Raw genomic sequence first — 16,770 nt, forward strand, 5'->3', positions numbered from 1 at the left:
GGTGCAATCCATGCCCGCCGAGGAGGCATCCCATGCGTCAATCTCAGGTCACCGTCAACGGGGTCGACATCGCATACCGTGAACTGGGCGAGGGCCCGCTGGCCCTGCTGGTGCACGGCTTCCCGTTCACCCCCAACTCGTTCCGGCACCTGGTGCCGGTGCTGGTCGACGCCGGCTACCGGGTGGTGACGCCGTGGACCCGCGGCTTCGCCCCCAGCTCCGTCCCGCCGCCCGGCCGCGAGCACATCCGCGACATGGTGGCCGACGTCAACGCCCTGCACGAGGTGCTGGGCGGCGACGAGCGGGCGGTGCTGATCGGGCACGACTTCGGGGCCGCGGTGGCGTGGGCCGCGGCCGTGCAGGCGCCGCAGCGCTGGTCGCGGCTGGTCGCCTGCGACGTGCCGCCGTTCCAGTTCTTCGGCGAGTATCTGCTCGACCCCCGGGGCATCAACGTCCAGGCCCACTTCTGGTTCTTCCAGATGGCCGCCGCCGACGAGCTGGTCGCCGCCAACGACCTGGCCTTCCTGGAGTTCATGCTGCACAAGTACTCCCGCGACGGCTACGACGTCACGCAGGACCTGGCCGACATCCGGGCCGCCCTGGGCCGGCCGGAGAACCTGCGCGCCGCCCTGGGCATGTACCGGACCAACTTCCCCCCGGCGACGTTCGGCACGCCGGAGTGGGCGGCCGAGCAGGGTGCGCTGTGGGGCGCCCTGCCGACCCAGCCGACGCTGAACATCTTCGGCGTGCAGGACGTCGCCTTCGCGATGAACGAGGAGAAGCTCGCCCGGATCGTCGAGGCCCTGCCGAAGGGGTCGGCCGGCGCGCTGGTCCCCGACTCGCGGCACGTCCCGCTCACCGAGCAGCCGGAGATCACCAACGCCCACATCCTGCGCTTCCTGGCCGAGACGGCCTGACCGTCCGATCAGGACACTCGTCCGGCTCCGGCCGGGCCCGGCGCGATCCGCCCGCCCGGCCGGAAACCGTTGGTACTCCCACGGTGGGTACCACTGACAGTGTCATGCTCGTCGGCCATACTGAGTCGCATGAATCCGCTGGGCGAGTTTCTCCGATCGCGTCGCGGCGTCATCCGCCCGCAGGACGCCGGCCTGACCCGCTACGGCGAGCGCCGGCGGGTCTCCGGGCTGCGCCGCGAGGAGCTGGCCCAGCTCGCCGGCGTCAGCGTCTCCTACTACACCCGGCTGGAGCAGGGCCAGGCGCACAACGTGTCCGACGAGGTGCTCGACGCGGTCGCCCGGGCGTTGCAGCTCGACGGCGACGAGCGGGCCCACCTGTTCGTGCTGGCCCGCCCCGGCCGGGCGGCGACCGACCGGCCCGCACCGGCCCACGCCGCGCCGCCGGCCCTGCGCCAGATGCTCGCGATGATGCCCGACGTGCCGGCGATGGTGCTCGGCGCCGCGACCGACGTGCACGCCTGGAACCCGCTGGGCCACGCGCTGCTCGCCTGGCACCTCGACGAGGCGCCCAACATGAGCAGCTCGGTCTTCCTCGACCCCCGGATGCGCGAGCTGTACGCCGACTGGCCGGGCAAGGCCCGCTCGGTGGTGGCCTACCTGCGGATGGCGGTGGGTCGCTACCGGGGCGACCGCCGGGTCGTCGGGCTGGTCGAGGAGCTGCTGTCGCGCAGCCCGGAGTTCGCCGGCATGTGGGCCGAGCACCCGGTGAGCACCTGCGAGTCGATGACCTACGACATGGCCCACCCGGTCGTCGGGGCGCTGACGGTCAACCAGCACACGCTGCGGCTGGAGGAGACCCCCGACCTGATGCTGGTCACCTTCACCGTCGAGGCCGGCTCGCCGTCGGCCGCGGCGCTGCGCATGCTCGGCGGCATCCCCCGCCGCGCCCCCGCCCCCGCGTCCGCCCCGGCCCCGGCCCCGGTGCCCACGCCCCGGCACAGCGTCGCCATCCCCTGAGCCGCCCGGCCCCGCGAAGCCGCCGCGCCCGCCCGGCGCCTCCCGCGCACACGGCGGCGGCCGGCTCCCCGGGGGCGGCCCGCGCCGCCCGGCCGGGAACCGGCCGCCCCGACGGGTGGAGCGCCGCCGCGCCCCACCGCGCCGGCGTCACTGCGTCCCGGCCTCCGCCGGCTGCGCGGGCGCGCCGTCCTGGCGCACCCGGAACTTGTTGACCCCGGTCCACCAGTTCTCGCCCGGGTTGGCGGCCTCGTCGGAGTCGTAGCGGTCGTGGTGACGCCACCAGTCCCACGGGTGCGCCAGCCCCTCCTCCTGCCGCCCCAGCGGGGTGACGTCGAGGTAGTTGTAGGTGTTGATGAACACCTCGCCGCCCCGGTCGAACACGGAGCTGGCGTGGTAGATCTTCTCGCCGTCGCGGATGAACGAGCTGACCGCCGGCAGCTCGCCCTTCTCCATGGAGACGTTGAAGTCGTAGTTGAAGTCACTGCCGAACGACGAGACCCACGGGATGTGGCTCCAGCCCATCCGGGCCTTGAACTGCTCGATCTTCTCGATCGGCGCGCGGGCGATCATCACGAACGAGGTGTCCCGGGCGTGCATGTGCGACAGGTTCCCGACGTTGTCGGCCTGCATCGAGCAGCCGACGCAGCCCTCCTTCGCCTCGGGAGCGAACATGAAGTGCCGCACGACGAGCTGACGGCGGCCCTGGAACAGGTCGAGCAGCGTCACCCGCCCCGACGGCGAGTCGAACACGTACTCCTTCTCCACCGGCACGACGGGCATGGCCCGGCGGGCGGCGCTGAGCTTGTCGCGGGCGCGGGTCAGCGCCTTCTCCTCCTCCAGCAGCTTCTCCCGGGCCGTGGTCCATTCCTCACGCGAGACGATCTGCGGAAAACTCATCGTTCCTCCCTCGACGGTCGCCGCCTGGCCGCGGGGAGGCCGGGCGACACCTGCGAGCCTGGCACGGGCCCCGCCTGCCGACTTCTCCTCTCGTGCCCTCCCACCGCCCGTCCTGTGTGGACGCCGGGCAATCCGGAAGAGGCTATGGCGCACGAGGTGTGACAGCGTCGATGGCGCCTGGCCGACACGACCCCGGTCGATCCGGTCGCCTGCGTTGAGGAGGACACGTGTCCACGACCACCGAAGCACCCACCCGCGAGGAGCTGGTCCAGCGGGCGGCGGGTCTCGTCCCGCTGATCCGCAAGCACGCGGCGTGGCAGGAGGAGAATCGTCGGCTGCACGACGAGACGGTAGCCGCGATCGAGGAGGCGGGGCTGTTCAGGCTCCGCACGCCCCGCCGCTACGGCGGGTACGAGGTGGACGCCCGCACGCTCGTGGCGGTCGCCACCGAGCTGGGGCGGGGCGACGCCAGCACCGCCTGGGTCACCTCGGTGCTGTGGATCCCCACCTGGATCGCCGGCCTGTTCCCCGACGAGGCCCAGGACGAGGTGTTCGCCGTCCCCAACGCCCGGGTGTGCGGCACCAACAGCGTCGGCGGCACGGCGGTGCCCACCGACGGGGGCGTCGTCGTCAACGGCAGCTGGCACTTCATCAGCGGGGCCCACCACGCGCAGTGGCAGGAGATCGCGGTGGTCGTGCTGCGCCCGGACGCCGAGCCGGAGCCGATCATGGCGCTGGTGCCGATCGGCAGCCTGGAGATCGTGGACGACTGGTACACCACCGGCCTGACCGCCACCGGCAGCGTCACCACCGTGGCCCGGGACCTGTTCGTCCCGAACAGCCACATTATCCCGATGAGCGCGGCGATGATCCCGCAGGGCCTGTCGCAGGGCAACGCCGACTCCCCCGTCTGGCGTACCCCGGCGGCGCTGAACGCGGCGGCGTCGGGCGTGGGGGCGGCCGTCGGCGTGGCCAAGGCCGCCCGCGACGAGTTCTTCGACCGGCTGCCCGGCCGGAAGATCACCTACACGGAGTACGAGAACCAGAGCGAGGCCCCGGTCACCCACCTGAAGGTCGGCACCGCGCTCATGAAGATCGAGCAGGCCGAGTTCCACGCGTACCACGCCGCCGACCTCGTCGACACGAAGGCCGCCACCGGCGCCGAGTGGACCCTCGAGGAGCGGGCCCGGGTGCGCGCCGACCACGGCTGGGCGACCCGGCTGGCCAAGGAGGCGGTCGACCTCTTCGCCTCCGCCAGCGGCGGCACCTCCATCTACCGCGACGTGCCGATCCAGCGGATCGTCCGCGACGTCAACGCGATGAGCCTGCACGGGCTGATCAACCCCGACACCAACACCGAGCTGTACGGCCGGATCGCCTGCGGCCTGGGCCCGAACACCCTGTTCGTCTGAGCCTTCCCCGCACGTGGCGGGCCGCCCGGCGCACCCCCTCGCCGGGCGGCCCGTCGCACCTTGCGGGCGCCGGGGAGGCCGGCTCCGCGGCGGCGGTCAGCCCAGCGCGGCGACCCGGGGCCGCAGCCCGTCGATCAGCTCCGGCGGGGCGGCGAGGACGCGGCTGCCGCTCACCTCGACGGCCGCGCCGGCCTCGACGGCGATCACCAGCCCCGCCGCCCAGTCCCACCGGAAGGTGCGGTCCTCGACGTACGCGTCGCAGCGGCCCGCCGCGATCCAGGCCAGGGCCAGCGCGGTGGAGCCGAGCATCCGCACCCCGCGCACGTCGCCGGCCAGGTCGGCGACCACGGCCGCCTGCACCTTGCGGTGGGCCACGTCGTAGGCGTACCCGGCGGCGAGAATCACCTCGTCGAGCGCGACGCCGGCGGGCCGGGCCAGCGGAACGTCGTCGCGGTACGCGCCCCGGCCCCGGACGGCGTGGAACAGCTCGTCGTGCACCGGGTCGAGCACCACCCCGAGCACCGGCCGCCAGCCGTCCGGCGTCTCCTCCTCGCAGGCCACGCTCACGCACCAGAACGGGATTCCGGAGACGTAGTTCACGGTGCCGTCGAGGGGGTCCAGCACCCAGCGCAGCCCGGAGCTACCGGTGCGGCCGCTGCCCTCCTCGGCGACGATGCCGTCGTCGGGCCGGCGGGCGCGCAGCAGCTCCACGATGCGCGCCTCGCTGGCCCGGTCCGCCTCGCTCACCAGGTCGGTGGAGGCCGTCTTGTGGTCGACCCGGCCGTGGTCGCCGAAGCGCCGCAGCAGCTCCCGGCCGCCGAGCCGCGCCGCCTCCTCGGCGACCCGCCGGCAGTCGTCCAGCTCGGCACCGCTGACCATCGCGTTCTCCTCGTGTCGGCCGCAGGGACGGTCGTGATCGTCGCACCGGGACCCGCCCCGGCACCAGTCGCGCGACGTCCGAGCGCCATGCCCGGAGCCGGCCCTCCCGGTCGGTTCGGGCACACTGGGGACCGACGCCCGGGGCATCGACGCCCGCCGGCCTGCCCCGACGCCGTCGCGCCACGGGCAGGCAGCGCCCCATGGACACATCGGGCACTCCGGGCACGGCCGAACGGCTGTTGACCCGGATCCGGGACGGGATCATCGGCGAGGGCGAGGTGCTGGACGGGCCCTACGGGCCGCGGCGGATCAGCTACGCCGACTACACCGCCTCCGGGCGGGCACTGGACTTCGTGGAGGACGCCGTCCGGGACTGGGTGCTGCCCCGCTACGCCAACATTCACACGGGGAGTTCCGCCACCCGCCTGGCCACGGGGCGGCTGCGCGAGGACGCCCGGCGGATCGTCCACGACGCCGTCGGCGGGAGCGACGAGCACGTCGTCGTCTTCCGCGGTTCGGGGGCCACGGCGGCGGTCGACAAGCTGGTCGGGATGCTCGAACTACGGCTGCCGGACGGGCCGGCACACCGCCACGGCCTGCTCGACCGCATCTCGCCCGGGCAGCGGCCGGTGGTGTTCGTGGGCCCCTACGAGCACCACTCCAACGAGTTGCCGTGGCGCGAGACGTACGCCGACGTGGTCGTCATCGGCGCGGACCGCGACGGGCAGATCGACCGCGCGGAGCTCGCCGCCCAACTGGCCCGGTACGCGGACCGGCCGCTGCGCATCGGCAGCTTCTCCGCCGCCTCCAACGTCACCGGCATCCTCTCCGACACCGACGCGATCGCCGCGCTGCTGCACGCCCACGGCGCCCTGTCGTGCTGGGACTACGCCGCCGCCGGCCCGTACGTGCCGATCCGGATGGGCGAGTCGACGCCGGGCGCCGCCGACGGCAAGGACGCGGTCTTCCTGTCCCCGCACAGGTTCGCCGGCGGCCCGCAGACGCCCGGCGTCCTGGTGGTGCGCCGGGACCTGGCCCGCAGCCGGGTGCCGACGACCCCGGGCGGCGGCACCGTGGCGTTCGTCGACCCGGTCGGTCACCGCTACCTCGACGATCCGGTCGCCCGGGAGGAGGGCGGCACGCCGGCGATCGTCGAGTCGATCCGGGCGGGGCTGGTGTTCGCCCTGAAGCAGGCCGTCGGCACCGACGTCATCCGGGCCCGCGAGGAGCGGCTGTGGTCGCGGGCGCTGCGCCGCTGGTCGGCGACCTGATCGCCCGCCACGGGCACCGGCTGCTGACCGACTACCGGTTCGACGCCCGCAGCGGCCTGTGGCGGCACCGCAGCGGCCCGGGACGGTCGCTGCGCCTGGCCGACCTGGGCCCCCTGCTGGTCGGCGAACCGATGCCGGCCGGTGGCGCGCCACCCACCGGCCGGCGGGAACGGGTCGGCGAGGAGGCCCTGGCCGGGTACCTGCGCGCGGCGCCGCGCCGGACCCGACCGGATCGATCGGATCCAGCGCGGGGCCGGGGTCACACCCGGGTCGGGGCCACCGAGAAGTCGCCGGTGGCGGTGCCCGCGCGCACGCGCCGGGAGACGACGACGCCGAAGACGGCCGCGGTGAAGAACATGACGAAGCCGTACGTCACCGACGGCATCGCCATCGTCGAGTTGTCGAGCAGCGTCGGGCTCATCCCGATGGTGATGGCCAGGCTGGCGTTGTGCAGGCCGATCTCGAAGGCCGAGGCGATCGACTCCCGCTCGCCGACGCGCAGCAGGCGGGGGCCGAAGTAGCCGAGACCCATGCTGATCAGGTTGAACGCCACCACCGCGACGATGATCTCGCCGAGGATGTCGAACACCTCCTCGCCGAGGCCGGCGATCACGCTGGAGATCATCAGGATCAGCACCACCACCGAAAGGATCTTGACGGCGCGCTCCATGCGCGTCGCGGCGTTGGTGAATCTCGCGCGGATCGCCATGCCGATCGCGATCGGGATCAGCACCAGGGCGAACACCTGGATCACCTTGTCGAACTGGAGCCCGATCGAGCTGTCCGAGCCGACGAAGCCCGCCACCGACAGGTTCACGATGACCGGCAGGGTGAACAGCGCGAGCACCGAGTTGACGGCGGTCAGCGAGATGTTGAGCGCCAGGTCACCCTTGAACAGGTGGCTGTAGAGGCTGGCCGTGCTGCCGCCCGGCGAGGCGGCGAGCAGCATCATGCCGACCGCCAGCTCGGGTCGCAGGTCGAACGCGACGACCAGGCCCAGGCAGATCGCCGGCAGGATCAGCATCTGGGAGACCAGGCAGACGACCATCGCCTTGGGGAAGCGCACCACGCGGCGGAAGTCGTCGAGGGTCAGCGTGAGGCCGAGCCCGAGCATGACGATGCCGACGGCGATAGGGAAGAGTATGAGCACGGTGTCGTTACTCATGATGGCTCCGCCTTCCGGGGGTAAGAGATCCATGAGTTTCACACCGCCGGCCACCGCGCCGGTTCTCGAAGATTGCCCTATACGCGGCAGGAATCATGCGCCCACGCCACCGCCGAGTGCTTGACCGCTCAACCTTTCGGCGTTAATTTGACGTACGTCGATTAATTGTCGAGAGGAAGCCATGCTGCTGAGGTCCCTTGCCCTTGCCGCATCCGCCGCGAGCCTGCTGGCCACCGCGCCGGCCGTGTCGGCGGCGCCTTCCGAGGCGACAGAAGCATGGCCGCCTGGGAATTGCGCGCAGGGCACCTTCTGCGTCTGGCCCAACTGGGCGCACCCGAATCCCGCCCCCGTGGAAACTCCGTCTCTGGTGACCTCCGGCGAGTGGTCCGGCAGCGTCCCGGCGAAGACCTACTACAACTACACGCCCCGCAACGTCGACATGAAATACTCCTACACCTGGCCGGACGGGTCGACGAGCCACTACACGCTCTGCACGCCCCCCGGCGGCAACATCTTCTATCTTCCGGTGACCGTGACGCAGCTCAGCTGGCACGAGGGCTCCTGCTGACACCCGCACCCCCTGCCCACGTCCCCGGGAGCGCGACTACGTTGGCCAGTCGTGCACGTCGTACCCGATTACGACCTGGCCTGGCGCGACTGGGCCGTCGCCCTGGCCGGCGCGGTCGCGCTGCTGCTCGCCTCCTGGGCGCTGCTGATCCTGCTGGCCCGCCGGCTCCCGCCCGGCCTGCTGCGGGACCTCGCCGCCTTCGTCCCGGACTGCGTCACCATGCTCTGGCGGCTGCGCCGGGACCCCCGGGTGCCCCGCCGGGCGAAGCTCGCCGTCCTCCTCGCCGGCCTGTGGGTGGCCAGCCCCGTCGACCTGATCCCCGAGTTCCTGCCCGTCATCGGCCCCCTCGACGACATCGTCGTGGTGGCGCTCGCCCTGCGCTACGCCGGCCGGCAGGTGCCCCGGGACGTCCTGCTGGCCGCCTGGCCCGGCGAGACCCGGCTCATCGAGCGGCTCCTCGGCACGCCGTCAGCCCCGTAGGGCGCTGTCCGCGCCACGCCGGGCGGCAGCGCCGCGCTGGCGGGCCGACTCGTAGAGCACGACGGTAGCGGCTGCCGCCGCGTTCAGGGAGCTGGCGGCCCCGGACATCGGGATCCGGACGAGTTGGTCGCAGGCCGCCCGCCAGCCGGCGCTGAGACCGGTGGTCTCGTTGCCGATCAGGAGCAGCGTGGGCTGTGTGAGGTCGTGCTCGGCGGCCTCCACCGCGCCGTGTTCGTCGGTGCCCACGACGCCGACGCCGATGCCGCCGGCGCGTAGGTCGCCGACCCAGGACAGCACGGCCTGGTGCGCGGGCACTCGGACCACGGGCAGCGCGAACAGCGAGCCGGTGCTCGCCCGCACCGCCTTCGGGTCGTACACGTCGGCGGCATGGCCGGTGACGATCACACCGGACGCGCCGAAGGCGTCCGCGGACCGGACGAGCGTACCGATGTTGCCGGGGCTGGTGGGCCGGTCGAACACGACGGTGAGCATGGTCGGCCCGGCCGGGATGCGGCGCAGGTCGTCCTCGGGCAGGGCGACCACGGCCAGCAGCTCCGGAACCGCGTCCGCCTTGCCGCCCAACTCGTGCATCAGCTCACGGGAGACGGCGAACTTCTCGGCCCGGACCGTGTCCAGCGCCTCACGCGCCCAGCCGGACAACTGCACGTCGGCGTCGTAGAGCAGCTCCCGGATCTGCCAGCCGTGTGCGATGGCCAGGGCGATCGGGCGTACGCCCTGCACGAGGAACTCGCCACGACGCTGCCGCTTGGTCCGGTTGTGCAGCAGTGCCTCCCACTGCTGGAATCGCGCGTTGCGGCCACTCACCCGCAGACCCACCGTCGTCCCCGCCTTCCTCGTGTCCGCGCCGCCTATTCCTGCCCGAGGCCCCGGCGGATCGCGATCTCCACAGGAGAGTACGCACCGTCGGCCCGTTCCAGCTCGTACGGCGCGGCCGGCATCAGCGGCGGCTGGGCCAGGAAGCGCGGCCGTGTCCCGTGGTGCGGCTGCGCCGCGTGCACCAGGAACGGATGGCACAGGAAGACGTCGCCCGGGGAGCCGGTGGCCAGGGCGAGTGGCCGGTGGTCGGACGCCGCCACCAGGTCGGGCGCGAGGTCCAGCCCGCTCGCCCCGGCCTCCCCGTACTTCTCCAGCACCTGCGGCACGTCGAGGTGTGAGCCGACCCGGATCCGGGTCGGGGCGTCCTCCTCGCCGACCTCGCTGAACAGGAACAGCATCAGCAGCGCCCGGCCCCGGGAGCGCAGATTCGTGAAGTACCAGGTCGCGCCGTCCGGCAGGTAGCTGCCCTCGATGTGCCAGCCCGCGTCGTTCGGCTCCTCCGGGTGCGGGAACCTCAGCGGGAAGGTGCCCAGCGAATAGCGGGGCTCCCAGCGTCCCGGGCCGACGAGCAGGTCGTACGCGTGGTGGAGGAACGGCGAGTTGGGCGCGGCGGCGAACGGCCCCTGCGCCATGCCGGGCACCCAGTGCACGGGCTTCGTCCACGTGGCCGGGTCGTCCGGGTCGCAGCCCGCCTCCCGCCACAGCAGCCGCGCGCAGTCCGCGGCCACGCGCGGCGCGACGGCGCCCGGCAGCTTCACGAAGCCGTCGCGAAGGAACCGGGATACCAGGGTCGTGTCGTCCATGGCCCCATCGTGCGGCGGCACCGGCCCCGAGCACCCGACACTTTCCGCGCCGTTTCGATCGGGTGTGGCCGCGACGACGCCGGACACGATACGGAGCCGATCAGCACGGTCCTCGATCCTGCGGACGATAACCTGCCTACGGTGCCTCGAACCGCATGACCGGAAGGAGCCGGCTGGGATGACGGCAGGCCGAGCGATGCCGACGCAGGACGACGTGCTCGGGTACTTCCACACGCTGTCGAACTGGGGACGGTGGGGCGACGAAGACCAGCTCGGCACCCTGAACCACATCACCGACGACGTCCGGCTGGCGGCGGCGCGGGCCGTGCGCCACGGCAGGAGCGTGTCGTGCGCGTGGGAGGTTGCCGCACCGGAGGAGATGGAGCGGTCGACGACGACGTGCCCGTGCGCCGCCGAGATGCCGGGTGCCGAGAACATGCCGCCCGGCTTCCACGCCGACCGACGCTGGGGCTTCTCGTCCGAGCGGATCGGCATCACGTTCCACGGCAACACGCTCACCCACGTCGACTCGCCGTGCCACGTCTTCTGGGACGGCACGATGTACAACGGGCGGTCACACTCGTTGGTCGACGCCGCAACGGGGTCGGCGTGGGCGGCCGTCACGGCGGCGGCGAACGGGATCATCACGCGGGGCGTCCTGCTCGACGTCGCGAGGGCCCGCGGTGTGCCGTGGCTGGAGTCGGGGCAGGGTGTGACGCCCGACGATCTCGAGGAGGCCGAGCGCCGCCAGGGAGTACGGGTGCGGTCCGGCGATGCGGTGCTCCTTCGGACCGGCCATGGCCGCTTCCGGCACGAGGGCGGCGCGGCCAGCGGTTTCACGCAGGCCGGCTGGCACGCGTCCTGCCTGCCCTGGTTGCACGAACGCGGCGTCGCGCTGATCGGCGCCGACACGCCTCAGGACGTTCAGCCGTCGGGGTACGACGACGTGTTGATGCCGGTTCACGCCGTGGGTCTCGTCGCGATGGGTCTGTGGCTGCTCGACAACTGCGACTTGGAGGCGTGCGCGACGACGGCTGCCGCGCTCGGCCAGTGGGACTTCCACCTCGCGGTCGCGCCGATCCGCTTCGCCGGTACGTCCGGCAGCCCGGTCAACCCGATTGCGACGTTCTGACCGCGTGTCCTCGGGCCGGAAGGGGGCCAGACCTCGATGGCCGACGCCGGCCGGTCCTGCGGGTCCTTGGCGAGCAGCCAGGTGACGAGCCGGAGCACGTCGTCAGGCACGCCGGCCCGGCGACCGCGACCGACGGGTCGCGCTCGGTTCGGTCGTCGGCTGCCTGGCTAGGACTTGCCGCCGCCGTACAGGTCGTTCAGCTCGCGGTAGGCCGTCAACACGGCCGTCGTCTCGTCGGCGAGCTGCTCGCCCGCGTAGGCCCCGGCATGGGAGCCGTCGAGCGACAGCTTGTTGAGAGCAGCCTCCGTGCGCTGCAACGTGTCTTCGAGATCCTGGTCCCGGACGAACCTTTCCCCCGCCTCGGCAGTGGCCGTCAGATGGGACGTCAGTCTTGCGAGGTCCGCATTGGCCTCTTCCCACAGCTCGTCGGCCCGCCGCTGCTGGCTCTGGAGGTCCAGGTGGGCGCGTTTCGACTCGAATGAGCCGTCCGAAGCGTGCCGGCCCAAGTCGTCGCGCACCTCACGGATTTCCTGCCTGCGCGCCAGAACCCCCGCCCCCTCCCAGAGGCTCTCCGCCACCAGCTCGGCGGCTTCGTTCGGGTCGACGAGGCTGTCCAGAGCGGGCAGGGTCCTGCCGATCCGCTCGGCCAAGGTTTGCAGATCCCGGAACGCCAGCCGCTCCTCGTGGGTGGCGATGAGGCGGTGGATGTCCGGATAGATGTCGATGTCGGGAGCGACCACGGTGCTGCGGCTGGCCGCTTTGCGTGCAGCGGTAACCGCCAACAGAACGAGGGCCAGGTCTACGGCCAGGAGCAACCACCAGTAGGCGGCGGACGACAGGCCGCAGACGTACAGGGACACGATGGCCACCACGATGAGCTGGATGGTGACGCGTTTGCTCGCCGCGCTCCCGGTGATGTGCTGACCGGGGGTCACCTCCGTGATGCTGCCCCACTCGTGCACATTCGCCCTGCCGCTCATCCGCATTTCGGTCAGGGCGACGGCGGTCACCTGCGAATCGCGGCCGATCCAGAGGTGGAAGGCGTGGTCGGACGGGGACAACCGTCCTCCTCTCGGGGTGTGAGGCTAGGCGATGCCTTGCGCCGGCGGATCATCTGGTACCGCTTGCGGGCGAACTGGTTACCTGCGGACAAAGGATTATGTCCGCCGCTCCGCGTCGGGCAAGCCCGTCGACCAGCGGGGATGCCGGTCCGTTTCGTCGGCGGCGATGGACTTTCGGGCCTTGCCGGCCGGCTCGTTCGGTGCCGCTCGGCTGGTCGGGGCGATCAACGCCGCTGGCCAGGCCGTCGGCGGCCAGTTTCACCAGCTCCACTCCAGCTCGACAGCATGTCGGATTGCCGACTCGAACGCGCCGAGCCGTCGGAGCGCCTTCCCCAGCGCTCGCTGCTCCGCCACCGGCAGCCGCCGCACATGCGCCCGCCGCATGTCGAAGCGCAGCATCCCCGACAGCTCCCCGACGGTGAGGTCTTCGTCCAGGTGGCGCTCTACCGGGCCATGAGGTCGCTGCACAGCGAGGGCGTCAACGTCGAGGGCGTGGACATCCCCACCGCCCGACGGTGCCTGGGCACCCCCAATCCGAGACAAGGAGGAAGTCTGTGAATGATCGCCGGCTCAACCCCACCGCGTCTCTTACGGGCTCGACCGCCCCCGACCGCTTTGCCTGCGGTGACATCGGACCCGGCCCCAGGGTCGCCGGTGGAACGACCTGTGCAACCGTCCCGCTTCACCTCGCCTCACCCCACGAGGCGGGGTGAGTCCAGCAACCGATAACGTTCCGTTACTGGCTGTGGCCGGCGCTTCCCGGTGCCGGTCGGCGTGACTCTGGGTCATGCCCCGTCGACCCCGCAGGACATCCCGCCTCTCCTTTGCTCTGCACCCATATCCGCAACACCACAGTCGACCTGCGCGCATGCGAGATCGCGAATGGCCGGGGCCCGCGTCGGACCGTCGCGCTGCGTGGAGCGTTGCGTCCGTGGGTGCAGAGCAAAGGGGCCAGACCGAGGGGTGGTGCGGCCGGGCCGGACGGTCGCGTTGTGTCACGTACAACGGGCGGGTTCAAGCGCGGGGCGCGGCGGCCCGGCCCGGCGGCGGGCCCTGCGGGGGGCGGTCGGGCCCCGGCCTGGGCGGTCGCGGCCCGGCCGCGACAGCGGGCCCGGGCGGGGTGGGGTGTTCGGCGGGCGGCGACGCCGGTAACGTTGCGCCCCATCACGCCCGGCGGCCGCACCGCCGGCTCTCGGATAGGTCCGACTCTACGGAGGATGCCGGATGTCCCACGGCGGGGAAACCTTCGCGGTACGCAACGAGCCGAACGGGCGGCCGAGCTTCGAGCAGGCGTTGCGCGGCTACGACAAGCGGCAGGTCGACCGGTACGTCGAGCAGGTCGAGGCCGGGGCCTCGGCACTGACTGCCGAGCGGGACCGGGCGCAGCACCAGCTGCGCAACCTGACCCTCCAGTTCCAGGCGCTACAGGCGGAGGTGTCCGAGCTGCGCCAGCGGCCGGCGCAGGTGGACCGGGCGTCGTTCCGGGACCTGGGGCCGATGGTCGACCAGATCCTCGCGCTGGCCGAGAAGCAGGCCGCAGCGATAACGGAGACCGCCGCGCAGCGCGCCGGCGACCTGCAGGCCGAGGCGGAGCGGATCCTGGTGGAGGCGCGGGAGCACGCCGCCCAGGCGCTGCACGACCTGGAGGCGGAGCTGTCGGCGCGCCGCGCCGAGCAGGAGAAGGCGTACGAGGAGCGGCGTTCGGCGGCGGAGGCGCAGCTCGCGGATGTGCAGGAGCTGGTGGAGCAGCTCCGGACCGACGGCGAGGCCGCGCACGAGCAGGCCCAGCAGGAGGCGAAGCGGATCAACGAGCTGACCGCCCAGCAGGTGGAGCAGGCGCGGGCGGCGGCCGAGGCGTTGACCAAGGCGGCCCGCACGCAGATCCAGCAGGAGGTGCAGGCGGCGCGCGCGCAGAGCCAGCAGGAGCTGGCGCAGTGGCGGGTCAACGTGGAGCGGGAGATCAACGAGCGGCGGGCGGCTGCCGAGCAGGAGCTGGCCGAGCACCGGGCGGCGGCCGAGCGGGACGTCGCCGGGCAGCTCACCGCCGCCGAGGAGAAGATCGCCACGCTGATCGCCGAGGCGCAGCAGTATTCGACGGAGGTGCGCAAGCGCGCCGACGAGCAGGCGACGGCGCACCAGGAGCAGTTGACCGCCGTGCAGCAGGAGGTGGGCAGCCAGCGGCAGGCGTTGACGCAGCTGCACACCGAGTTGGACACCGCACAGCAGCAGCTCGCCCAGATCCGCCGGGAGGGGTCGGCGCTGGAGAACGAGGTCCACCAGTTGCAGCAGCGGCTGGCCGAGGTCCGTCAGGAGCTGACGGCGGAGGCGAACCGGCTGGAGGAGGCGCGCAACGCCGCCGACTCGGCCGAGCGGCACGCCAAGGACGTGCGGGCCCGGGTGCAGCGGGAGGCGAAGCGGGTGGCCGATCTGGCCGCCGCCGCCGTGATGGCCGCCGCGGCGGGGGGCGGGGAGACCGCCGAGTTCCCGACGGTGAAGCCGCGGCAGGCGGCCGGGGCGGACCGCCTCGCCGCCGAGATCGCCGAGCTCAGCGAGGTGGGCGAGGCCGCCGAGCAGCCCGCCGAGGAGGCCGCGGCGACGGCCCCGGAGACGGCCGTCCGGTGAGGTGCCCGGCGGCGCCGGCAGCGTAGCCGACAGCCGCCGCCCGGCGGGTGGATGTCGTGCCGGGCGGCGGCTGTCGGCGTACGAGGTCAGCAGCCGCAGGTGTAGTACAGGATGTCCCAGTGGTTGCCTTCCTTGGTGTACAGGTTGCCGGAGGCGGACCGGTACTGGTAACCGAAGCCGGGGATGTAGCCGACGTAGGCGAAGTGCGCCGAGATGTAGTTCTGCGCGCAGGTGGTCAGGCCGATGTCGAGCTTGTAGCCGTTCCAGTGGCTGTAGGTGCCGTCGGCGTGGCCGACCTCGGTGCCGGCGGTGATGGTGATCGCGCAGCCGCTGACCCGCTTGAACGTGATGATCCCGTCGATGGTGGCCTGTCGGATGCCGTCGAACGACGTGCAGGTGGGGGTGTAGCGGTCGCTGCAGTTGCCGCTGGAGGTCCAGGAGATGCCGGCGGCCGACAGTTGGGACGCGGCGCTGGAGTGGGTGATCGCCAGGGCGGGGCTGGCGAAGCCGAGCGTGACGCCGAGGGCCGCGAGGGCGGCGACGAGCAGGGTCACCGCTCGGCGGCGCAGCGTGGGGCGGGTCGTGGACATGGTTCTCCCGTATCGCCGTGAGAAGGGTTGGATTTTTGCGGTTCAGGGGGCCGGCCTTGCAGGATTTCTACCAGACATCGACGCTCATGACTAGATACAGGCGACTGCGGGTCGGTCGGTGACCAGGTTGTCGGCACGGCCTGTTACGGTCGCGCCGCCGCTGCACCAGTCGAGCCGGAGGTTGGCGTGTTCCGCTCCCACTTGTCGTCGTTCGCCGGGCTGCCCGTGCTGCCCTTCACCCCTGGGATCAAACTGCCCAACGACCCGTCGGCCGTCGCGTGGCGGCTGGAGGTGGAGGACTTCGAGGCCGACCCCGAGGAGTTCGCCGCCCTGGTCGCGGCCCTGCGCGACGAGGTGCCCGCCGACGCGGTGCGGGCCCTGGTGATCGGCGAGTGGGGTTCGGCGTACGAGCGGGCGCTGCCGGTGGAGCTGCTGGTCGAGGCGGCGCAGCGGTGGACGTCGCTGCGGGCGGTCTTCCTCGCCGACCTCGTCAGCGAGCAGTGCGAGATCTCCTGGCTCACGCACGGTGACATCACCGGGCTGCTGACGGCGTACCCGTCGTTGGAGGCGCTGTGGGTGCGCGGCGCCAACGAGCTGCACCTGACGCCGGTGCGCCACGCCGGCCTGCGGGAGCTGGTCTTCCAGACCGGCGGGCTGCCCGGGGCGGTGGTCCGCGCCGTCGGCGGCTGCGACCTGCCCGCCCTGGAGCGCCTGGAGCTGTGGCTCGGCCGGTCCGACTACGGCGGCGACACGACCACCGACGACCTCGCCGAGGTGCTCGCCGGCACCCGGCTGCCGGCCCTGCGCCGCCTCGCGGTGTGCAACGCCGAGGGCGCCGACCGGGTCGCCGCGGCCGTCGCCGCCGCGCCGGTGGTCGAGCGGCTGGACGTGCTCGACCTGTCCAAGGGGGTGCTCACCGACGCCGGGGCCGAGGCGCTGCTGGCCGGTCGGCCGCTGACCCACCTGCGCCGCCTCGACCTGCACCACCACTTCCTGTCCGAGGAGGCCGCCGGGCGGGTCGTCGCCGCCCTGCCCGGCGTCGAGGTCGACCTGTCCGAGCCACAGAAGGCCGACGTCTACAACGGCCGCGAATACCGCTTCACCGCGGTCGGGGAGTGA

At 72.5% G+C, this 16,770-nt stretch carries 17 protein-coding genes; 10 read left to right on the forward strand and 7 right to left on the reverse strand.

Translation table 11 applies throughout. The features are described 5' to 3' along the window. Nucleotides 1-32 precede the first annotated feature (32 nt). Together ACFYWL_RS03635 and ACFYWL_RS03640 are read left to right on the forward strand one after the other, a co-directional pair. Complete coding sequence (locus tag ACFYWL_RS03635; RefSeq protein WP_386966841.1) at nucleotides 33-917, forward strand: alpha/beta fold hydrolase; 885 nt, start codon at nucleotides 33-35, stop codon at nucleotides 915-917. 129 nt (nucleotides 918-1,046) lie between these two features. After that, the gene (locus ACFYWL_RS03640) at nucleotides 1,047-1,934 is read left to right on the forward strand and encodes a helix-turn-helix transcriptional regulator (RefSeq protein WP_386966844.1); all 888 of its coding nucleotides are present in this window, start codon (nucleotides 1,047-1,049) and stop codon (nucleotides 1,932-1,934) included. Nucleotides 1,935-2,081: 147 nt separating this feature from the next. On the opposite strand, the gene ACFYWL_RS03645 is transcribed toward ACFYWL_RS03640, so the two are convergent. Beyond that, the gene (locus tag ACFYWL_RS03645) at nucleotides 2,082-2,831 is read right to left on the reverse strand and encodes a DUF899 domain-containing protein (protein WP_386966847.1); all 750 of its coding nucleotides are present in this window, start codon (nucleotides 2,829-2,831) and stop codon (nucleotides 2,082-2,084) included. Nucleotides 2,832-3,058: 227 nt separating this feature from the next. Between ACFYWL_RS03645 and ACFYWL_RS03650 the strand changes: the two genes are divergently transcribed. Then, nucleotides 3,059-4,243: an acyl-CoA dehydrogenase family protein gene (locus tag ACFYWL_RS03650; protein ID WP_386966850.1), complete on the forward strand. Its 1,185-nt coding sequence runs from the start codon at nucleotides 3,059-3,061 to the stop codon at nucleotides 4,241-4,243. Between the two features lie 96 nt (nucleotides 4,244-4,339). On the opposite strand, the gene ACFYWL_RS03655 is transcribed toward ACFYWL_RS03650, so the two are convergent. Continuing rightward, entirely contained in the window at nucleotides 4,340-5,122 is a 783-nt protein-coding gene (locus ACFYWL_RS03655; protein WP_386966853.1) for an inositol monophosphatase family protein, read from the reverse strand. 200 nt (nucleotides 5,123-5,322) lie between these two features. Here ACFYWL_RS03655 and ACFYWL_RS03660 point away from each other — a divergent pair, with 200 nt between their 5' ends. Beyond that, a complete protein-coding gene (locus tag ACFYWL_RS03660; protein ID WP_386966856.1) occupies nucleotides 5,323-6,393 on the forward strand; it encodes an aminotransferase class V-fold PLP-dependent enzyme in 1,071 nt (356 codons plus the stop codon). A gap of 259 nt (nucleotides 6,394-6,652) precedes the next feature. Here ACFYWL_RS03660 and ACFYWL_RS03665 read toward each other — a convergent pair whose 3' ends face one another. Next, entirely contained in the window at nucleotides 6,653-7,558 is a 906-nt protein-coding gene (locus tag ACFYWL_RS03665; RefSeq protein ID WP_386966859.1) for a bile acid:sodium symporter family protein, read from the reverse strand. Nucleotides 7,559-7,907: 349 nt separating this feature from the next. On the opposite strand from ACFYWL_RS03665, the gene ACFYWL_RS03670 reads away from it, so the two are divergent. Together ACFYWL_RS03670 and ACFYWL_RS03675 are read left to right on the forward strand one after the other, a co-directional pair. Further along, on the forward strand, nucleotides 7,908-8,126 hold the full coding sequence (locus tag ACFYWL_RS03670) for a hypothetical protein (RefSeq protein ID WP_386966862.1): 219 nt from the start codon (nucleotides 7,908-7,910) through the stop codon (nucleotides 8,124-8,126). A gap of 51 nt (nucleotides 8,127-8,177) precedes the next feature. Beyond that, nucleotides 8,178-8,606 carry a YkvA family protein gene (locus ACFYWL_RS03675; RefSeq protein WP_386966865.1) on the forward strand — a complete coding sequence of 143 codons (429 nt, stop codon included), beginning with the start codon at nucleotides 8,178-8,180 and terminating at the stop codon, nucleotides 8,604-8,606. Here ACFYWL_RS03675 and ACFYWL_RS03680 read toward each other — a convergent pair. After that, the gene (locus tag ACFYWL_RS03680; protein WP_386967753.1) at nucleotides 8,595-9,437 is read right to left on the reverse strand and encodes a TrmH family RNA methyltransferase; all 843 of its coding nucleotides are present in this window, start codon (nucleotides 9,435-9,437) and stop codon (nucleotides 8,595-8,597) included. The genes ACFYWL_RS03675 and ACFYWL_RS03680 overlap by 12 nt on opposite strands. Nucleotides 9,438-9,475: 38 nt before the next feature. Next, nucleotides 9,476-10,246 (reverse strand): phytanoyl-CoA dioxygenase family protein, encoded by a 771-nt coding sequence (locus ACFYWL_RS03685; RefSeq protein ID WP_386966868.1) that lies wholly within the window; start codon nucleotides 10,244-10,246, stop codon nucleotides 9,476-9,478. Nucleotides 10,247-10,424: 178 nt separating this feature from the next. Here ACFYWL_RS03685 and ACFYWL_RS03690 point away from each other — a divergent pair, with 178 nt between their 5' ends. Then, nucleotides 10,425-11,378, forward strand: coding sequence for a cyclase family protein (locus ACFYWL_RS03690; RefSeq protein ID WP_386966871.1), 954 nt, complete (start codon nucleotides 10,425-10,427; stop codon nucleotides 11,376-11,378). A gap of 167 nt (nucleotides 11,379-11,545) precedes the next feature. On the opposite strand, the gene ACFYWL_RS03695 is transcribed toward ACFYWL_RS03690, so the two are convergent. Next, nucleotides 11,546-12,439: a hypothetical protein gene (locus ACFYWL_RS03695; RefSeq protein WP_386966873.1), complete on the reverse strand. Its 894-nt coding sequence runs from the start codon at nucleotides 12,437-12,439 to the stop codon at nucleotides 11,546-11,548. Between the two features lie 285 nt (nucleotides 12,440-12,724). On the opposite strand from ACFYWL_RS03695, the gene ACFYWL_RS03700 reads away from it, so the two are divergent. Both ACFYWL_RS03700 and ACFYWL_RS03705 read left to right on the forward strand, forming a co-directional pair. Continuing rightward, the gene (locus ACFYWL_RS03700) at nucleotides 12,725-12,997 is read left to right on the forward strand and encodes a hypothetical protein (protein ID WP_386966876.1); all 273 of its coding nucleotides are present in this window, start codon (nucleotides 12,725-12,727) and stop codon (nucleotides 12,995-12,997) included. A 666-nt stretch (nucleotides 12,998-13,663) separates the two neighbouring features. Next, complete coding sequence (locus ACFYWL_RS03705; RefSeq protein ID WP_386966879.1) at nucleotides 13,664-15,061, forward strand: hypothetical protein; 1,398 nt, start codon at nucleotides 13,664-13,666, stop codon at nucleotides 15,059-15,061. Nucleotides 15,062-15,147: 86 nt separating this feature from the next. Here the strand turns inward: ACFYWL_RS03705 and ACFYWL_RS03710 are convergent, their stop codons facing one another. Next, complete coding sequence (locus ACFYWL_RS03710; protein WP_386966881.1) at nucleotides 15,148-15,651, reverse strand: hypothetical protein; 504 nt, start codon at nucleotides 15,649-15,651, stop codon at nucleotides 15,148-15,150. Between the two features lie 186 nt (nucleotides 15,652-15,837). On the opposite strand from ACFYWL_RS03710, the gene ACFYWL_RS03715 reads away from it, so the two are divergent. Continuing rightward, nucleotides 15,838-16,770 (forward strand): STM4015 family protein, encoded by a 933-nt coding sequence (locus tag ACFYWL_RS03715; RefSeq protein ID WP_386966884.1) that lies wholly within the window; start codon nucleotides 15,838-15,840, stop codon nucleotides 16,768-16,770.

This window comes from Micromonospora sp. NPDC002575, assembly GCF_042889525.1.
In the GTDB taxonomy this organism is placed as follows: Bacteria; Actinomycetota; Actinomycetes; order Mycobacteriales; family Micromonosporaceae; genus Micromonospora; species Micromonospora carbonacea.